The organism is Streptomyces sp. NPDC044719 (genome assembly GCF_056433405.1).
In genome coordinates, this window is record NZ_JBWKHE010000002.1 from 177359 (window position 1) to 192480 (window position 15122).

Below are 15122 nucleotides of genomic sequence, written 5' to 3' on the forward strand. Positions count from 1 at the left end.
CCCCGTCGGACATGTGGCGCGCCCGGCCTCCGAGCAGGGTGGAGGGGCGCCGGACATGGTGAGGGGGTGCGGGCTCTGTGGGGGGCTCGTGAAACCGAGAAACTCGCAGTTCGGAATCACGCGGACGGCCTCGGGGTTCTGTGTGGGGATCCCCGACCAGCCCCGGCCACGGGTGGTGGCGAGGCTGAATGCGGAGTATGTCAGTGCCGTGCTTGAGCCATCAACTGTGATGGTCAATTGACTTGTGGTCATGGCTCGTTCACGTCCCCGGTGAAGGGGTGGCGATACTGCGACGGCCTGCGTGAAAGGAGTTTCCGGTGGATAGTCCGGACCATTTATCCGGCCAGGCTGTCTCAAATGAGCCGGATCAGAAACGGGCGCCGACGGCGGTGCCGTTGCGTGGGACGAGGAACGCCGGCGCCTTGGGCAGCGCACCGTCCGCCGCCCTGGGGCCGGTGAGCGGACCCGGGTCGGTGCTCAGCACCGAGGCGGCGTTCCAGGTGCCGCCGATGTTCCAGGAGTTGCCGTCGGCGACCGTCTTCGCCCCGACGGCCGCCGCACGCTGGTCCGCGACGGACAGGTTGCCGGTGAGCCGGGCGGTCCCGCCCGAGATGTCGGCGTCGAAGCCCGTTCCGGTGTTGCCGTACGTGGTGTCGCGGCTCAGGGCGAGGGAGCCGGGGTTGCCGTTGTCGGTGAAGCCGTGTTTCGCGTTCTTGAAGGCCACGCTGCCGCGGACGGTGTGCGCCACCGCCGGGGCCGGGCTGCCGCCGCCGAGCTTGAAGCCGTTGCCGTCGCCCGCGAAGTCGGGGAAGTTCCAGCGGTTGAACCCGTTGCCGTACGCCACCGTGCTCTCGATCGTCACCGGGGAGGCGAACTCCCAGGCGTCGAAGCCGTCGTCGACGTTGTTCCACAGCCGGGCGCCGCGCACCACGTTGCCCGTGCCGCTGCCCTCCTTCACGGCCAGGCCGTCGGCGCTCTCGCCGTTCTTGCGCGGGTCGCGGTTGCCGTAACTGTCCAGGTCCAGGATCTGGTTGCCGCTGGATGCGCCCTGGAGCTGGAAGCCGGACTCGTAGTTGTCGTGCGTGCTCAGGCGCGAGAAGACGTTGCCGTCGCAGCCGTCGCAGTAGATCCCGTACGGGCCGTTGACGATCTCCAGATCCGAGATCCGCCAGTGCGACGCCTCCATGTGGACCGCCCCGCGCTCGGCACGGGGGATGCTGCCGCCGACCGGGGTGTGGCCGGCCGGCAGTCGCTCGCCGTCGACGACCACACGCTCGCCCGGGCGGGCGGCGAGGGTGATGGGCTGGGACGCGGTCCCCGAGGTGGTGATGGTGATGTTGTCCGTGAGGGCGTACGCCCCGCCGCGCACGCTGATGGTGTCGCCGGGCCTCGCCAGGTCCACCGCCCGCTGGATGGTCCTCAGCGGCCGGGCGAGCGTGCCGGGGGCGGAGTCGTCCCCGTTCGGCGCCACGACCAGGGTCGTGCCCGCGGCGGCCGCCGGCCCCGCCGGACCGCCCAGCGCCATGGCCAGCGCCGCCCCCGTCACCGCCGCCGACCAGATCCTCGTGTTGCGCATACGGCCTCCTGCCTCTGCCCGCTTGCTGTCGCAGAGCAGTGGCCGCCACGGGGGTGAAGGTTGCCGGGCGACGGCAAGCCGTCGCAGGCCTAAGGTGGGCAGCGTGAACGACGAGCGAAGCAAGGCCCCGCTGGCCGTGTTCGACCTGGACAACACCCTCGCCGACACCGCGCACCGGCAGCGGTTCCTGGAGCGCAGGCCGCGGGACTGGGACGGCTTCTTCGCGGCGGCGCCGCAGGACCCGCCGCTCCCGGAAGGCATCGAGCTGGTCCGGGAGAGCGCTCGGGAGTGCGAGATCGTCTACCTCACCGGGAGGCCCGAGCGCTGCCGGCGCGACACTCTCGACTGGCTCGCCGCGCAAGAGCTGCCCGAAGGGCGCGTGTACATGCGGCCGAACGCCGACCGCAGGCCCGCCCGGGTCACCAAGCTGGAGATCCTGCGAAGGCTCGCCCGCACGCGTGACGTCCGCGTCCTCGTCGACGACGACGAACTCGTCTGCGAGGACGCCCGGCGCGCGGGCTTCACCGTCCTCCGGGCCGACTGGGCCGCCCGGTCGGCCGAACTGAAGGTGGCTCAGGAGCGGGAAGGCCGGACCTGAGAGCACGTGTTGGCGGAGCGTTCACCTCCGCCGGGCACTCCCCCCCCCGTGTCAAGACACAGCGGACACAAACGGGGGTTGCCATGAGGGGAAGCCACAAGGGCGCGCTCGCGGGAGCCGCGCTCCTCGGCGTCGTGCTGCTCACGGGCTGTGCGAAGCCCGACCGGAGCGAGATCGTCACCTGGACCGACGAACACGGCCGCGCCTGCACCGGCGTGGCCGTGGTCGACTCCGAGGACGGCGACCGGGAGGTGGCGAGCATCGACTGCGACTATCCGCCGGAGGGCAGGCGGCCGGGGCGTGCCACCTCGGCACCCCTGCCGGACTGAGTCCGCCGTTCGGACCACAGCGGCCTACTCGCCCTCCTCCAGCCGGAAGCCCACCTTGAGCCCCACCTGCCAGTGCGCGATCTGCCCGTTCTCGAGCTGGCCGCGCACCTGGGTCACCTCGAACCAGTCCAGATTGCGCAGGGTCTGCGAGGCCCGGTTGATGCCGTTGCGGATGGCCGCGTCGACGCCCTCGGGCGAGGTCCCGACGATCTCCGTGACCCGGTAGGTGTGGTTCGACATGCCGCTGCTCCTGTTCCAGTGACGTCTGACGTTCCAGTGACGGGTGTCACGCGTCATTCCACCGTGCCCCACCCGGCGGCGAAGCGCGAGACGTCGCCTCCCGCTCCGCCACCGTCCCAGGGTTTCCCGGATGTCAGCGCGCCATGCTCAGCGACAGCGCGAACCGGCCGGCACCGTCCGTCCACCAGTGGGCCAGGTCCAGCCCCGCCGCCGACAGTTCGGCGCGCACACCCTCCTGCCGGAACTTCGCCGACACCTCGGTGCGCAACTCCTCGCCCGCCGCGAAGTCGACGGCGAGGTCGAGTGCCGGCACCTTCACCGTCTGCGCCGTACGGGACCGCAGCCGCATCTCGATCCACTCGTGTTCGGCGTCCCACACGGCCACGTGGGCGAATTCGGCGGGCTCGAAGTCGGCGCCGAGCTCACGGTTGATCACGGTGAGGACGTTCTTGTTGAACGCGGCCGTCACCCCGGCCGCGTCGTCGTACGCCCGGACCAGCACCTCCTCGTCCTTGACCAGGTCCGTGCCCATCAGCAGGGCGTCGCCCGGGGCGAGCAGGCCCCGCACCGACGCCAGGAACGCGGCGCGCTCGGCGGGCAGCAGATTGCCGATCGTGCCGCCGAGGAACGCCACCAGCCGGGGTCCCGGCGTGTCCGGCAGCGTCAGTTCCGCCGTGAAGTCGGCGATCAGCGCGTGCACGTCGATCCCCGGCCGCTCGGCGGCGAGCGCCTGCCCGGCCTGGGTGAGGGCGCTGCCGCTGACGTCGACGGGGACGTAGGTGTGCAGCTCCGTCAGGGCGTCCAGCAGGTGCCGCGTCTTCTCGGAGGAGCCGGAGCCGAGCTCGACCAGGGTGCGGGCCCGGGTCGCCGCGGCGATGTCGCCGGAGCGCCCGAGCAGGATCTCCCGCTCGGCGCGCGTGGGGTAGTACTCGGGCAGTTCGGTGATCTTCTCGAACAGGTCGCTGCCGTGCGCGTCGTAGAACCACTTCGGCGGCAGCGCCTTGGGGGTGCCGGTCAGGCCCCGGTGGACGTCGGCGCGCAGCGCGGCGTCCGTGGCGTCCTCGGGCAGGGTGCGGGTGAGACGGAACGGGCTCACGTGCGGGGCTCCTTCGGGGATGGGGGTCCCCCCGCTCGGGCGGAGCCGAGCGCGGGGGAGGGGACGAGGGGGCCGGCCGGCTCCTTCAGCGGTGTGAGCAGCACGTCCGTGCGGCTCGCCGCGAGAAGCGTGCGGTCGGGGACCTCCTGCCAGTGCGGATCGTCGTCGTAGGGCTCGGAGGCCACGACCGTGCCGCCGCCCGGCCGGGTGAGGTACCAGAGGGTGTCGCCCCAGGCCGTCGCGGTGATGGTGTCGCCGTTGGTCAGGAGGAGGTTGAGCCGTGAACCGGGCGCCGCGGCGGCGACCTCCAGGACCGTGTCGGCCATCGCCTGGCCCTCCTCGTCACCGCCGCGCAGCCGGGCCAGCACCAGCGCCCACACGAGCGCCGAGTCGTTGCGGGCCTCCAGCGACAGCAGGTCCTCCGGCGGCAGGCTCCGGGACACCGGCGCGAGCGAACCCGGCCAGCCCTTGACCGCGCCGTTGTGGCTGAACAGCCAGGTCCCCGCGGCGAACGGCGCCGCCGCGGCCTCCGCGTCCGCGCCCGACAGTGTCGCGTCCCGCACCGCCGCGAGCAGCGCCTCCGTCGTCACGACCCGGGCGAGATCGGCGAAGGACAGGTCCGCCCAGATCGGCCCGGCCCGGCGGTAGCGGGCCGGTACCGGGTCGCCCCCGGCGTACCAGCCGACGCCGAAACCGTCGGCGTTGACCGTCCCGTACCGCTGCTTCCGAGGCGCCCACGACTGCCGGTACAGGCCGTGCGGGGGATCGACCAGGAGCCGCCCCAGCGGCTCCTTCGGCCCCACGTACGCCACATGACGGCACATCAGACCTCCTCCGAGCGGGCCGTGCGGAACCCGGAGAAGATCTGCCGCCGGATCGGATGGTCCCAGTTGCGGAACGTGCCCCGGCAGGCCACCGCGTCCACGGCGAACGAACCGCCGCGCAGCACCTTGTAGTCGGGCCCGAAGAAGACCTCCGAGTACTCCTTGTACGGGAACGCCTTGAACCCCGGGTACGGCAGGAAGTCGCTCGACGTCCACTCCCACACATCGCCGATCAGCTGCCGCACGCCGAGCGGGGACTCACCGGCCGGATAGCTCCCGGCGGGCGCCGGACGCAGATGCCGCTGGCCGAGGTTGGCGTGCTCGGGGCCCGGGTCGGCGTCGCCCCACGGGTAGCGCATGGAACGGTCACCGGCCGGGTCGTACCGGGCCGCCTTCTCCCACTCGGCCTCGGTGGGCAGCCGGCGTCCGGCCCAGCGGGCGTAGGCGTCGGCCTCGTACCAGCACACGTGCAGCACCGGTTCGTCGGGCGGTACGACCTCGGTGAGGCCGAAGCGCCGGCGCAGCCACTGCCTGCCGTCCCGCCGCCAGTACAGCGGGTGCGCGAGGGAGTTCCGGCGGATGTGGGCCCAGCCGTCCGCCGTCCACCAGCGCGGGTCGTTGTAGCCGCCGTCCTCGATGAACGCCTGGTACGCGCCGTTCGTCACCGGCGTGGTGTCGATGTGGAACGGCGCGACCTCGCGCCGGTGCGCGGGACGCTCGTTGTCCAGGGCCCACGGCTCACCGGAGGTGCCCATCGTGAACGGGCCGCCCGGGACCAGGACCTCGGACGGGCCGGTGAACAGCGGCACCGGCTCCGGGTCCGGCGCGGTCAGGGCCTGCGGGCCCCTGCGCAGCTGATGCGTGATCAGCATGGTCTCGTCGTGCTGCTGTTCGTGCTGCGCGATCATCCCGAAGGCGAACCCGGCCTCCGTCAGCCGCGTCCCGTGGAACGCGGCCCGCTCCAGCACGTCCAGCGCCCGGCCGCGGACGTCGGCCGCATAGGTGCGCGCCTCACCGGGCGACAGCAGCGGCAGCTTCGGCCGCTCGGCCCGCGGGTGCTCGAAGGCGTCGTAGAGGCTGTCTATCTCCGGCCGTATCGCCTCCTGCCCGGCGACGGCCCGCAGCAGCCACTGCTCCTCCTGGTTGCCGATGTGCGCCAGGTCCCACACCAGCGGCGACATCAGCGGCGAGTGCTGCGTGGTCAGGTCGGGCTCCTCGACACAGCTCGTCAGCAGCGTGGTGCGGTCGCGTGCGACGACCAGCGAGGCGACCGCGCGCTCGCGGAGAATCTCGGGGTCGACGGTGTCGGTGTCGACGGCGGGATCGGTGTCGGTCATGGGCGGATGTCCTTCCCGTGGGCGCGACCGTCCATGGCGCGCTGTCGGTCGAGCAGGTCGTCGGCGGGGCAGCGGCCCCGGACGACATAGCGGTCCAGATGGGCCGAGACGGCTTCCACGACCTCGGGTGCGGCGCCGAGCCGGGGCAGGGCGTCCAGCGCGGTCGTGAAGCACGTGACGGCCACCTCGCGCAGTTCGGCGTCGGCCAGCCCGCCGCGGGCCGCGTCCAGCCACAGCGGGTTGTGCGGCGCGGGCAGCCCCAGCGTCCGCTCGGCCAGCGGCTTCACGGCCCGGTAGGCGGTCTCGGCGGCCTCCGGGTCGTCGAACAGCGCCGCCGTCACGGCCAGCGGCACGATCCAGCCGTCGTCCCCGGGCTGCGCGTCGATCATGCGCAGTTCCAGGTGGCCGCGTGGCCTGACCGGCGGGAACAGCGTCGTGACGTGGTAGTCGAGGTCCTCCCTCGTGGGCGGTCTCGGCACCCCCGTCCGGATCCACTCCCGGAAGGTGAGCCCCTCGGGGACGTCCCAGGGCGCGCGGTCCTGCCGTACGCACATCACGGGGGAGTCCAGCACGTGCCGGGCCCAGGCGCCGCGCGGGTCGGCGTCCAGCGGCGGTGCGCCGGCCCGGCCCGCGCCGATCCGCGTCCACAGCAGCTGCCGGGTGGACATCCAGCCGGTCGGCCGGTGACCGGCGAGCGGGGAGCTGGCGAACGCGGCCACCAGGACCGGGCCCAGATGATGGGCGAGCCACCAGCGCCGCACCAGGCCCAGGGGCCCGGGCTCCTCGTGGCCGGCGTCGAGGCACACCTGCACGGAGGCGGAGGTGCACATCATGGCGCGGCCGGAGGGGCCCGTGCGGTCCAGGCAGCGCTCCATGGCGTCGTAGCGCGGTTCGCGCAGGAACCGGCGGGGTTCGTGCCAGGGATCGTGGCCGAGGCCGACGAGCGCGAGGCCGGCCTCGCGCAGAACCGTGCGTACGGCGTCGAGGTCGGCGGAGACGGTACCGATGCACTCCGTCAGCGAGTCGGCGGGGGGCGAGCTCAGCTCCAGCTGGCCGCCGGGCTCCACGGTGAGCGCCGACCTCAGAGGCAGGTTCCGCAGTGCGGCGTAGGCCGCTTCGAGTCGTTCGGGTGTGACGGGGAGCTGCGGTGCGCGCAGCTCGTGGACGAGCCATTCCACCTCGACACCGAGGCGGCGTGGCGGGCCGGTTTTGAAGCAGATGCCGCGGACCAGGGCCTCGACGTCTGCGGCGGACAGGGCGGTGGGTGGCTCGGTACAGCCACTTACCGAATCGGACATGTCGGGATCCTCCTGAGATTCCACCATGCCATCGGACCGGGCTCTTGGCGGCCCGGGCCGGGATCACTCATCCCACCCAAGACCTTCGCGTCGCTCGGCACAAGGGGGCGAACCGGGGCGTTCCAGGCCGGTCATCCGGGCCGACCGGGCGTTTCCCGGTGCTTTCCCCGGCGTTTCTCCGACGGCGGAAACTCCGTTGCGCCGCCGATCCGGTATCACCCACGATGCCTGCGTGAGCACGACAAAGCAGGCCGCGGGGTGCGCGGTCACGGCGCGCACGGGGGTGGCGCCGTGAGCGCGCGCCTGCGCGATATCGCGCGGCAGACGGAGCAGATCGTGGCGACGGGGGCCTACCGGGCGCCGAACGGCCGCGAGGTGTCCATCGCAGGGGAACTGCGGGCGGCGCGCGAGGGCACGCGGCTGTACGGGCCGGAACCGGTACCCGTGCCCTCCGTTCGGGTGACACCGGCACAGGTCCGGACACTCGTCGAGGTCACGGGCGAGAGCAGCCTGGAGGCCGCCCGCCGGCTCGGCGGGGACGTGGCCGTGCTGAACTTCGCCTCGGCCCGTAACCCCGGCGGCGGCTACCTGAACGGCGCCCAGGCCCAGGAGGAGGCCCTGTGCCGGGCCTCCGCGCTGTACACCTGTCTGCTCCAGGCCCGCGCGTACTACGACCACCACCGGGCCCACCGCGACCCGTTCTACACGGACCGTGTCATCCACTCACCCGCCGTGCCCGTCTTCCGTGACGACCGGGGCGCGCTGCTGGACGAGCCGTACACCGCCGGCTTCCTGACCTCGCCCGCGCCCAACGCGGGCGTGGTGCTGCGCACGGCACCCGAGCGGGCCCACGAGCTGCCGAAGGCCCTGGCCCTCCGGGCCGAGCGGGTCCTGGAGACGGCCGCCGCCCACGGCTACCGCAGGCTCGTGCTGGGCGCCTGGGGCTGCGGGGTGTTCCGCAACGACCCGGCCCGGGTGGCGGGGGCGTTCCGGGCGCTGCTGGAGCCCGGCGGCCGGTTCGCGGAGACCTTCGAGCACGTGGCGTTCGGGATCCTGGACCGGACCCGGGACCGCGCGGTGCTGGGCGCCTTCGAGAAGACCTTTCAGGTCCAGCCGTAGCGTTCCTGCAGCCGGCGCCTGACCCGGTTGAACCGCATCCGGTCCACCGCGCAGGCCTCCCGGCGCATGCCGTCCTCGTGCAGGCGCAGCACCCGGTCCACGCCGACCCACGAGAACCGGCCCGACCGGTCCCACGGCCCGCTGCCGATCGGCACCCACTCCCGGTCGCCGTCGTGCTCCCGGCTGGACAGCTGCACGGCGAGGAACGTGCCGCCGGCCTCGCGGGCGACGACAAGCACCGGGCGGTCCTTGCCGCGCCCGTCGTTCTCCTCGAAGGGCACCCACGTCCAGACGATCTCCCCGGGGTCCGGGTCGCCGTCGTGCGCGGGGGAGTACTCCGTGCGGACCCGGCCCACCTCGCGCGGGTCGGCCTGGACGGTGGCGGAGGGGCCGTGGCGGCCCGGGACGTTCTCATCGGTAAACGGGGTCACGGGGGCACCCTAGAGGCTGCCCCCGTGGTCACACCCGGCGGGTCACTTGTCGTCCACCGGTACCTTCTGGGCCTGCCCGTTGAGGGGCGAGGTGCCCTGCGGCGCCTGCCCGTTCCGGTCCATCGACGCGAGCAGCCGGCGGGCCAGGCCCAGCCCTGTGCCGCCCATGGTGAGCGCCTTGGCGAACATGTCCGCCATGCCGTCGGCGCCGTTGAGGACCACCATGTTGTCGACGTTGCCGAAGGCGGACGCTCCGGCCTTGACGATCTCCGGCCAGTTCTCGGCGAGTTGCTGGGCGACGACGGCCTCCTGGTTCTCCGCGAGGGCGGCGGCGCGGGCCTTGATGGCGTCGGCCTCGGCGAGTCCCTTGGCCTTGGCGGCCTCCGCCTCGGCCAGCCCCCTGGCCTGCGCGGCCGCCGCCTCGGCCTCACCTGTTGCCCGGGTGGCCTGCGCGGCCGCCTCGCCCCGCGCCTTGGTCGCCTCGGCCTCGGCACCCGCGGCCGTCTTGACCCGGGTCGCCTCGGCGGCGGCCGCCAGCTCCGTCTCCTTGGCCTGGGCCTGCGCCCCCGAGATCCGCGCGTCGCGCTCCGCCTCGGCCAGGGTGCGCGTCTCGTAGGCCGCCGCGTCGGCGGGCTTGCGGACATCGGCCTGGAGCTGCTGTTCGCGCCGGTGCGCCTCCAGCTCCGCCACCCGCGTCTCCTGGACGACGACCTCCTGCCTCGCCCCGGCCTCGGCGAGCGGACCGGCCTGCCGGGCCTTGGCGGCTGCCTTGTCACGCTCGGCCTGGTAGCCGGCCTGGAGGATCTCGCTGTCCCGGGTGGCCTCCGCCATCCGGGCGAACGACTGCTGTTCGGCCTCCGTGGCCAGCCGGTTCGCCTCCGCCTGCGCGATTCTGGCGTCCCGCTGCACGGCCGCCGCGTGCGGCATGGCGAGGTTCCGGATGTATCCGGTCGGATCCTCGATCTCGTGGATCTGCAGCGAGTCCACGATCAGACCCAGCTTCTCCATCTCGGTGCCGCACGCGGCCCGCGTCTGACCGGTGAGCTTCTCCCGGTCCCTGATCATGTCCTCGACCGTCAGCCCGCCCACGATGGACCGCAGATGACCGGCGAAGACGTTGTGCACCCGCTCCGACATCAGCTTCTGCTGGTCGAGGAAGCGGCGGGCCGCGTTGGCGATCGACACGAAGTCGTCGCCCACCTTGAAGATGACCACGCCCCGCACCTTGAGCGGAATGCCCTGGTGGGTCACGCAGTCCACCTGGAGTTCGGTCTCGTTCAGGTCGAGCGAGAGCTTGCGCACCGCCTGCACACCGGGCATCACGAGCGTGCCGCGCCCGGTGACGATGCGGAAACCCATGCCCTCCTCGATGCCCTCCGTGCGGTGCTTGGAACCCGAGATGATCAGTGCCTCGTTGGGTTCCGCGACCCGCCACATGAGCTTGAACAGACCGATCGATGCGAGCACGGCGGCAACCACCGCCCCTGCCACGACGCCGACGACCATCGGCATTCGCCCCCTTTGGATGGTGCCCTCTCGGCACCGAACGAAGGGGAGTGTGCTCCTGCGCGGGGCCCGGGTACAGGGACCGGCGCATTCTTGCCCGAACCTTGACGCGTACGGCTCTCACCTGCGTCGCGGCGGGCTCAACTGCCGTACGCCGCCGTGACGTAGACGGTCCTCGGGGGCAGGTAGTCGACCACCGTCACGACCGTGCCCGGCTCGATGCGGTCCGTGGCGGAGGCAGGGTGGGCGAGGAAGTGCTCGGCGCCGCCGCGCACCCGGACGATCACCTCGCCGACCAGCCCGGGCCCGATCGTTCCGGTGACCCGCCCCATGAGCCCGACCATCGACGCGTCCGCCATGACAGACAGCGTACGGTCGCTCAGGCGACAGCGGAACGCGCCGTGACCGGGGGCGACGGCCACTTCTCGTACCAGCGCAGCTCCGCCTCCAGTTGGGCCGCCACCTGCACCAGCAGCGGCTCGCTGTCGGCCGGCCCCAGCAACTGGGCCCCGACGGGCAGGCCGTCCGCCGTGAACCCGGCGGGCACATTGACGCCCGGCCAGCCCAGCACGTTCCACGGCCAGGCGTACGGACAGGCCGCGATCATCGCGCGGTCGGTGGCGAAACCGCTGAGTTCGAGCAGGGCGCCTATGCGGGGCGGGGGAGCGGCGGTCGTGGGCGCGAGGACGACGTCGTAGGAGGTGAAGAACCCTCCGATACGGCGGTGCAGGACGGCCTCCGCCCGTCGGGCCGCCCGCAGCGGGGCCCCGCCCAGCAGGCGGCCCAGCCGGGCCGCGTCCCGGGTGCGCCGGTCCAGCAGCGCCGGGAAGGGCGCCTCGCCCACCCGCTCGGCGATCCCGGCCGTCGCCCGCGGCACGAAGGTCAGCCCGATCTGCCCGTACGGCGGGTCCGCCTCCTCGACCGTGTGCCCCAACGCGGCCAGCCGCTCGGCGAGTTCGACGATCCGGGTCCGGACCTCGGGGCGCAGCCGGGCGGGCACCGCCGTGAACGGCGGCTTGAGGGAGAGCGCGATCCGCAGCCGCCCGGGGTCGCGGCCGACGGCCGCCGAGGCGTCGACGGCCGGGGGCCGGTGCGGGTCCAGCGCGTGGTTGCCGCTCGCCGCGTCCAGCAGCAGGGCCGCGTCGGCGACCGTGCGGGCCAGGGTGCCGTTGACGGTGATGCCCTGGAAGGACTCACCGCGCGGCCAGGTGGAGACCCGGCCGCGCTGCGGTTTGATGCCGATCAGATGGGTCCACGCGGCCGGGATCCGCACCGAGCCGGCACCGTCCGAACCCAGCGCGGCGGGTACCAGCCCGGCGGCGACCGCGGCGGCCGAGCCGCCGGACGATCCGCCGGGCGTGTGCTCCGTGCTCCACGGATTGCGGGTCGCGCCGAACGCGGGCCCCTCGGTGAAGGGCCACTGCCCGAACTCGCAGGTGTTGGTCTTGCCGACGATCACGGCCCCGGCCGCGCGCAGCCGCCGTACCGCCTCGCCGTCCTCGGCGACCGGCGGGAACTCCCCGCAGCAGCCGAAGGCGGTCGGCTCGCCGGCCACGTCCATGTCGTCCTTCACCGCCACGGGGACGCCGAGCAGCGGCTTGCGCGCGCCCGTGGACAGTTCCCGGTCGGCCGCCTCGGCCTCGGCGAGAGCGGCTTCGGCCCGGACGATCCGGAAGGCGTTGAGGCTGCCCTGTGTCGCCTCGATCCGCGCCAGCGTGTGCTCCACCAGGGCGCGGGACGTCACCTCCCCGGCGGCCAGCGCACGGGCGGTCTCCGCCAGGCCTGCGGCGCGGTCGAGCGTCATGGGGACACCTCCGGAAGCGGGTGGTCTACCGAACGGTAACGTCCGGTGGCCGGTGACGGAACGGCGGCGACGGAAGTGGATGTTCACCGATCCCTTCTGGGTTCTGCGGCGCTCGTACAGAACCATTGACGCACTTCTGCCTCAGCTCTACCTTCTGACCGACTTTCCGAACCTTGTTCGGTATATCGACCCACTGAGTCGAGAGCGAGCCGCAGATGACCCCCCGTCCCGCCACCCCGTCCCGCCGTACCCTGCTGCGCACCCTGGCCGCCCTGCCCGCCTCGGCGCTGCTGCTCGGTGAGACCCCCGGACTGCTCGGCAGCGCCCTGGCCGCCGCACCGCCGAACGGCTCGGCCACCCGCTACACGATCGTGCCGTTCCTCAACAGCGACGACGGCACGGTCGACGTCTACCAGTCGGACGACGCCACCGACTTCCGGCTGCTGCGCTCCTCGGCCTACCGGCCGCCGGCGGGCCGGATCCGCGACGCGAGCATCCTCAGACACACCGACGGCTTCTACTACGTCACCTACACCACGCGCACCTGGCAGGACACCAGCACGACCATCGGCTTCGCCCGCAGCTCCGACCGCCTCAACTGGACGTTCATGTACGACCACACCGTCCCCGTCGCGAACCTCTCCCGCGCCTGGGCGCCCGAATGGTTCGTCGACAGCGACGGCAGCGTCAACATCATCGTGTCCTGCTCCACCGCGAACGACGAGTGGATCTTCACGCCGTACCGGCTGAGAGCCACGAACTCCGCCCTCACGGCGTGGAGTTCACCGGTCGCACTCTCCGGCATCGGCGCCAACCACATCGACACGTTCATCGTGAGGATCGGCTCGACGTACCACGCGTTCCCGAAGAACGAGACGACGAAGTACATCGAGTACGCGACCGCCTCGAGCCTCACCGGCCCGTACACGATCCGCAGGACCGGCGACTGGGCGGGCTGGGGCAGTTACCGCGAGGGCCCCGCCCTGGTCCAGCTGGACAACGGCGGCTGGCGCATCTTCTTCGACGGCTACGGCGACGGGAACTACTACTACAGCGACAGCCACGACACCTTCGCCACCTGGTCGGCACCGGCCGCACTACCCGCGATCTCCGGCACCGCACGGCACTTCACGGTGGTCAAGGAGACGGTCTCGGGCGGCCCGAGCCTGGCGAAGAACACCACCCGCTCCTTCCGCTCCGCCAACTACCCGACCCGCTACTGGCAGCAGCAGTCCGCGCTCCTCAACCTGCCGGTGGTCAGCGGCTCCAGCACCACCGCCGAGAAGCAGGCCCGCCACCTTCACGGTCGTCGCGGGCCTCGCCGACGCGAACGGCTGCTCCTTCCGCGACGCGGCCGGCAACTACCTGCGCCACTGGGACTTCCGCGCCCGCTTCGACCCGGACGACGGCACGAGCGCGTTCGCCAAGGACGCCACGTTCGTCCTCCGGACCGGCACGGCGTCGGGCTCCGTCCGCTTCGAGTCGTACAACTACCCGGGGCACTACCTGCGCCACTACGCCTACCAGCTCCGCGTGGAACGCTCGAATGGAACGGACCTGTTCCGGCAGGACAGTTCGTTCGTGCCGGTGACGGCTTGGGGGTGACCTGCGCCCCTGCCGAACTGGGCCAACGCGATGACGGTTGCGGAATGCTTCCCTCCTCTTCCCTCGATTCCCCTGGAGTTCCCGGCCGAGTGTGCACTAGTTGTGGGTAGAAGTCCGTGAGCTTGAGACGGGGCGCAAGATCCTGCACGGCTGTGCCGAGAGTATGAAGCCGGCGGTGATGGAGCTGGGCGGCAAGTCCGCGAACGTCGTCTTCGACGACGCGGACCTGAATGTCGCCTGCACCCGGGGCGCGTTCAGGTCGGTGGGCTCGATGAGCGGCCAGGGTTGTGCGCTGGCCACCCGCATGCTCGTTCAGGAAACCGTCTACGACCAGGTCGTGGAGCGGGTTGCCGCAGTCGCCCGGTCCATTGCGGTCGGGGATCCCTTCGATCCGAAGACCGCGTCCGGCCCGATCGTGAACCAGGAGGGCTTCGACCGCATCCTCGGGATGATCGAGCGAGCGAAGCGGGACGGCGCCCGGCTCGTCACCGGCGGCGCGCCGCACAAGCTCGACGGTGAACTGGCGGGCGGCTACTTCATGCAGCCCACGGTGTTCGCGGATGTCGATCCCCGCTCCGAGCTCGCCCAGGGTGAGGTCTTCGGTCCCGTACTCGCCATCACCCCGTTCACCACGGACGACGAGGCCCTCGCCATCGCGAACGGCACGGAGTACGGGCTCTCCGCCTATGTCGAGACGACCAGCCTGGCTCGGGCGCGACGGTTCGCGGACGAACTCGTCGCCGGAGAGGTGCTGTCAGGGACTTGTCCGGATCTTGTCCCGGACAGCGGATGGGAGCTGATGGTCAACTCCACCCGGACCGCTCCTGCACGATCCACGCTCCGGTCACGGCCGCCGGCGCCGCCCGCGAGGTCGTCCAGCTCGTGCACGCGGTGTTGCGCGGCGACGCCGCCGACCCGTTCCGCCAGGACCGGTGACCGCGGTGACCGACACGACGAGCCGCGGGCCGCGCATCCTCGGTGCGCTGCTCGACCTCATGGTCGTCGTGCTCGGCAAGCTGCCGGTACTCCGGGAGAAGGCCGACTGGGGGAGATCCCAAAGCACCGGCTACCCGACCACACGCGCGCCGGTCGGTCGGGAGCGGCGCTCGGCCACCGACCTAGAGCTCTCGCCGGAGCGACTGCGACAGATTCAGCACCTCATTGAGGAGATCCGCCGGCGCCAGGCGGCATACCCGCCTCCGCAGCCGCCGCAGCACCGAACTGGAGGAGACGCAGCGGCCTCTCAACCCGGCCGGGTGATGCCAGCGCGTCATGCGCCGGCGGGGAAGCGCTTCGCCCTGGCCTGCGTACGCTCCGTGCGGGCAGCCCGAGGACGCGGAGGCCCGGTACGTGCGGATC

General features: G+C 72.3%; 14 protein-coding genes and 1 pseudogene. 5 read left to right on the forward strand and 10 right to left on the reverse strand.

Going from position 1 to position 15122, the window contains the following annotated elements; genetic code table 11:
* Positions 1–367: 367 nt before the first annotated feature.
* The gene (locus tag AC07DF_RS07455) at positions 368–1576 is read right to left on the reverse strand and encodes a right-handed parallel beta-helix repeat-containing protein (protein WP_478967880.1); all 1209 of its coding nucleotides are present in this window, start codon (positions 1574–1576) and stop codon (positions 368–370) included.
* 103 nt (positions 1577–1679) lie between these two features.
* Between AC07DF_RS07455 and AC07DF_RS07460 the strand changes: the two genes are divergently transcribed.
* Both AC07DF_RS07460 and AC07DF_RS07465 read left to right on the forward strand, forming a co-directional pair.
* Positions 1680–2174, forward strand: a complete 495-nt coding sequence (locus tag AC07DF_RS07460) for a phosphatase domain-containing protein (RefSeq protein ID WP_478967882.1) — start codon at positions 1680–1682, stop codon at positions 2172–2174.
* A gap of 83 nt (positions 2175–2257) precedes the next feature.
* Positions 2258–2503 (forward strand): hypothetical protein, encoded by a 246-nt coding sequence (locus AC07DF_RS07465; RefSeq protein WP_478967885.1) that lies wholly within the window; start codon positions 2258–2260, stop codon positions 2501–2503.
* A gap of 24 nt (positions 2504–2527) precedes the next feature.
* Here the strand turns inward: AC07DF_RS07465 and AC07DF_RS07470 are convergent, their stop codons facing one another.
* From AC07DF_RS07470 to egtA, 5 genes are all read right to left on the reverse strand, one after another.
* Entirely contained in the window at positions 2528–2743 is a 216-nt protein-coding gene (locus AC07DF_RS07470; protein ID WP_478967887.1) for a dodecin, read from the reverse strand.
* A 133-nt stretch (positions 2744–2876) separates the two neighbouring features.
* On the reverse strand, positions 2877–3839 hold the full coding sequence (egtD, locus tag AC07DF_RS07475; protein ID WP_478967889.1) for an L-histidine N(alpha)-methyltransferase: 963 nt from the start codon (positions 3837–3839) through the stop codon (positions 2877–2879).
* Positions 3836–4663, reverse strand: coding sequence for an ergothioneine biosynthesis protein EgtC (gene egtC / locus AC07DF_RS07480; protein ID WP_478967892.1), 828 nt, complete (start codon positions 4661–4663; stop codon positions 3836–3838). Before egtC ends, egtD begins: the two co-directional genes overlap by 4 nt.
* Positions 4663–6000, reverse strand: a complete 1338-nt coding sequence (gene egtB, locus AC07DF_RS07485) for an ergothioneine biosynthesis protein EgtB (RefSeq protein ID WP_478967894.1) — start codon at positions 5998–6000, stop codon at positions 4663–4665. The genes egtC and egtB overlap by 1 nt, the downstream gene beginning before the upstream one ends.
* Positions 5997–7298, reverse strand: a complete 1302-nt coding sequence (gene egtA, locus AC07DF_RS07490) for an ergothioneine biosynthesis glutamate--cysteine ligase EgtA (RefSeq protein WP_478967896.1) — start codon at positions 7296–7298, stop codon at positions 5997–5999. The genes egtB and egtA overlap by 4 nt, the downstream gene beginning before the upstream one ends.
* Positions 7299–7589: 291 nt before the next feature.
* Here egtA and AC07DF_RS07495 point away from each other — a divergent pair, with 291 nt between their 5' ends.
* Positions 7590–8417, forward strand: a complete 828-nt coding sequence (locus AC07DF_RS07495; RefSeq protein WP_478967898.1) for a TIGR02452 family protein — start codon at positions 7590–7592, stop codon at positions 8415–8417.
* On the opposite strand, the gene AC07DF_RS07500 is transcribed toward AC07DF_RS07495, so the two are convergent.
* The 4 genes from AC07DF_RS07500 to AC07DF_RS07515 all read right to left on the reverse strand — a co-directional run bounded on the left by AC07DF_RS07500 (position 8402) and on the right by AC07DF_RS07515 (position 12158).
* A complete protein-coding gene (locus tag AC07DF_RS07500) occupies positions 8402–8848 on the reverse strand; it encodes a type II toxin-antitoxin system PemK/MazF family toxin (RefSeq protein ID WP_399017164.1) in 447 nt (148 codons plus the stop codon). The genes AC07DF_RS07495 and AC07DF_RS07500 overlap by 16 nt on opposite strands.
* A gap of 42 nt (positions 8849–8890) precedes the next feature.
* Positions 8891–10360 carry an SPFH domain-containing protein gene (locus AC07DF_RS07505; protein ID WP_478967901.1) on the reverse strand — a complete coding sequence of 490 codons (1470 nt, stop codon included), beginning with the start codon at positions 10358–10360 and terminating at the stop codon, positions 8891–8893.
* Between the two features lie 134 nt (positions 10361–10494).
* Positions 10495–10713, reverse strand: coding sequence for a hypothetical protein (locus AC07DF_RS07510; protein ID WP_478967903.1), 219 nt, complete (start codon positions 10711–10713; stop codon positions 10495–10497).
* Positions 10714–10733: 20 nt separating this feature from the next.
* Complete coding sequence (locus tag AC07DF_RS07515) at positions 10734–12158, reverse strand: amidase (RefSeq protein ID WP_478967904.1); 1425 nt, start codon at positions 12156–12158, stop codon at positions 10734–10736.
* A gap of 215 nt (positions 12159–12373) precedes the next feature.
* On the opposite strand from AC07DF_RS07515, the pseudogene AC07DF_RS07520 reads away from it, so the two are divergent.
* Positions 12374–13763, forward strand: a pseudogene (locus AC07DF_RS07520) (glycoside hydrolase family 43 protein).
* A 100-nt stretch (positions 13764–13863) separates the two neighbouring features.
* Positions 13864–14928: an aldehyde dehydrogenase family protein gene (locus AC07DF_RS07525; RefSeq protein ID WP_478967906.1), complete on the forward strand. Its 1065-nt coding sequence runs from the start codon at positions 13864–13866 to the stop codon at positions 14926–14928.
* Positions 14929–15122 lie beyond the last annotated feature (194 nt).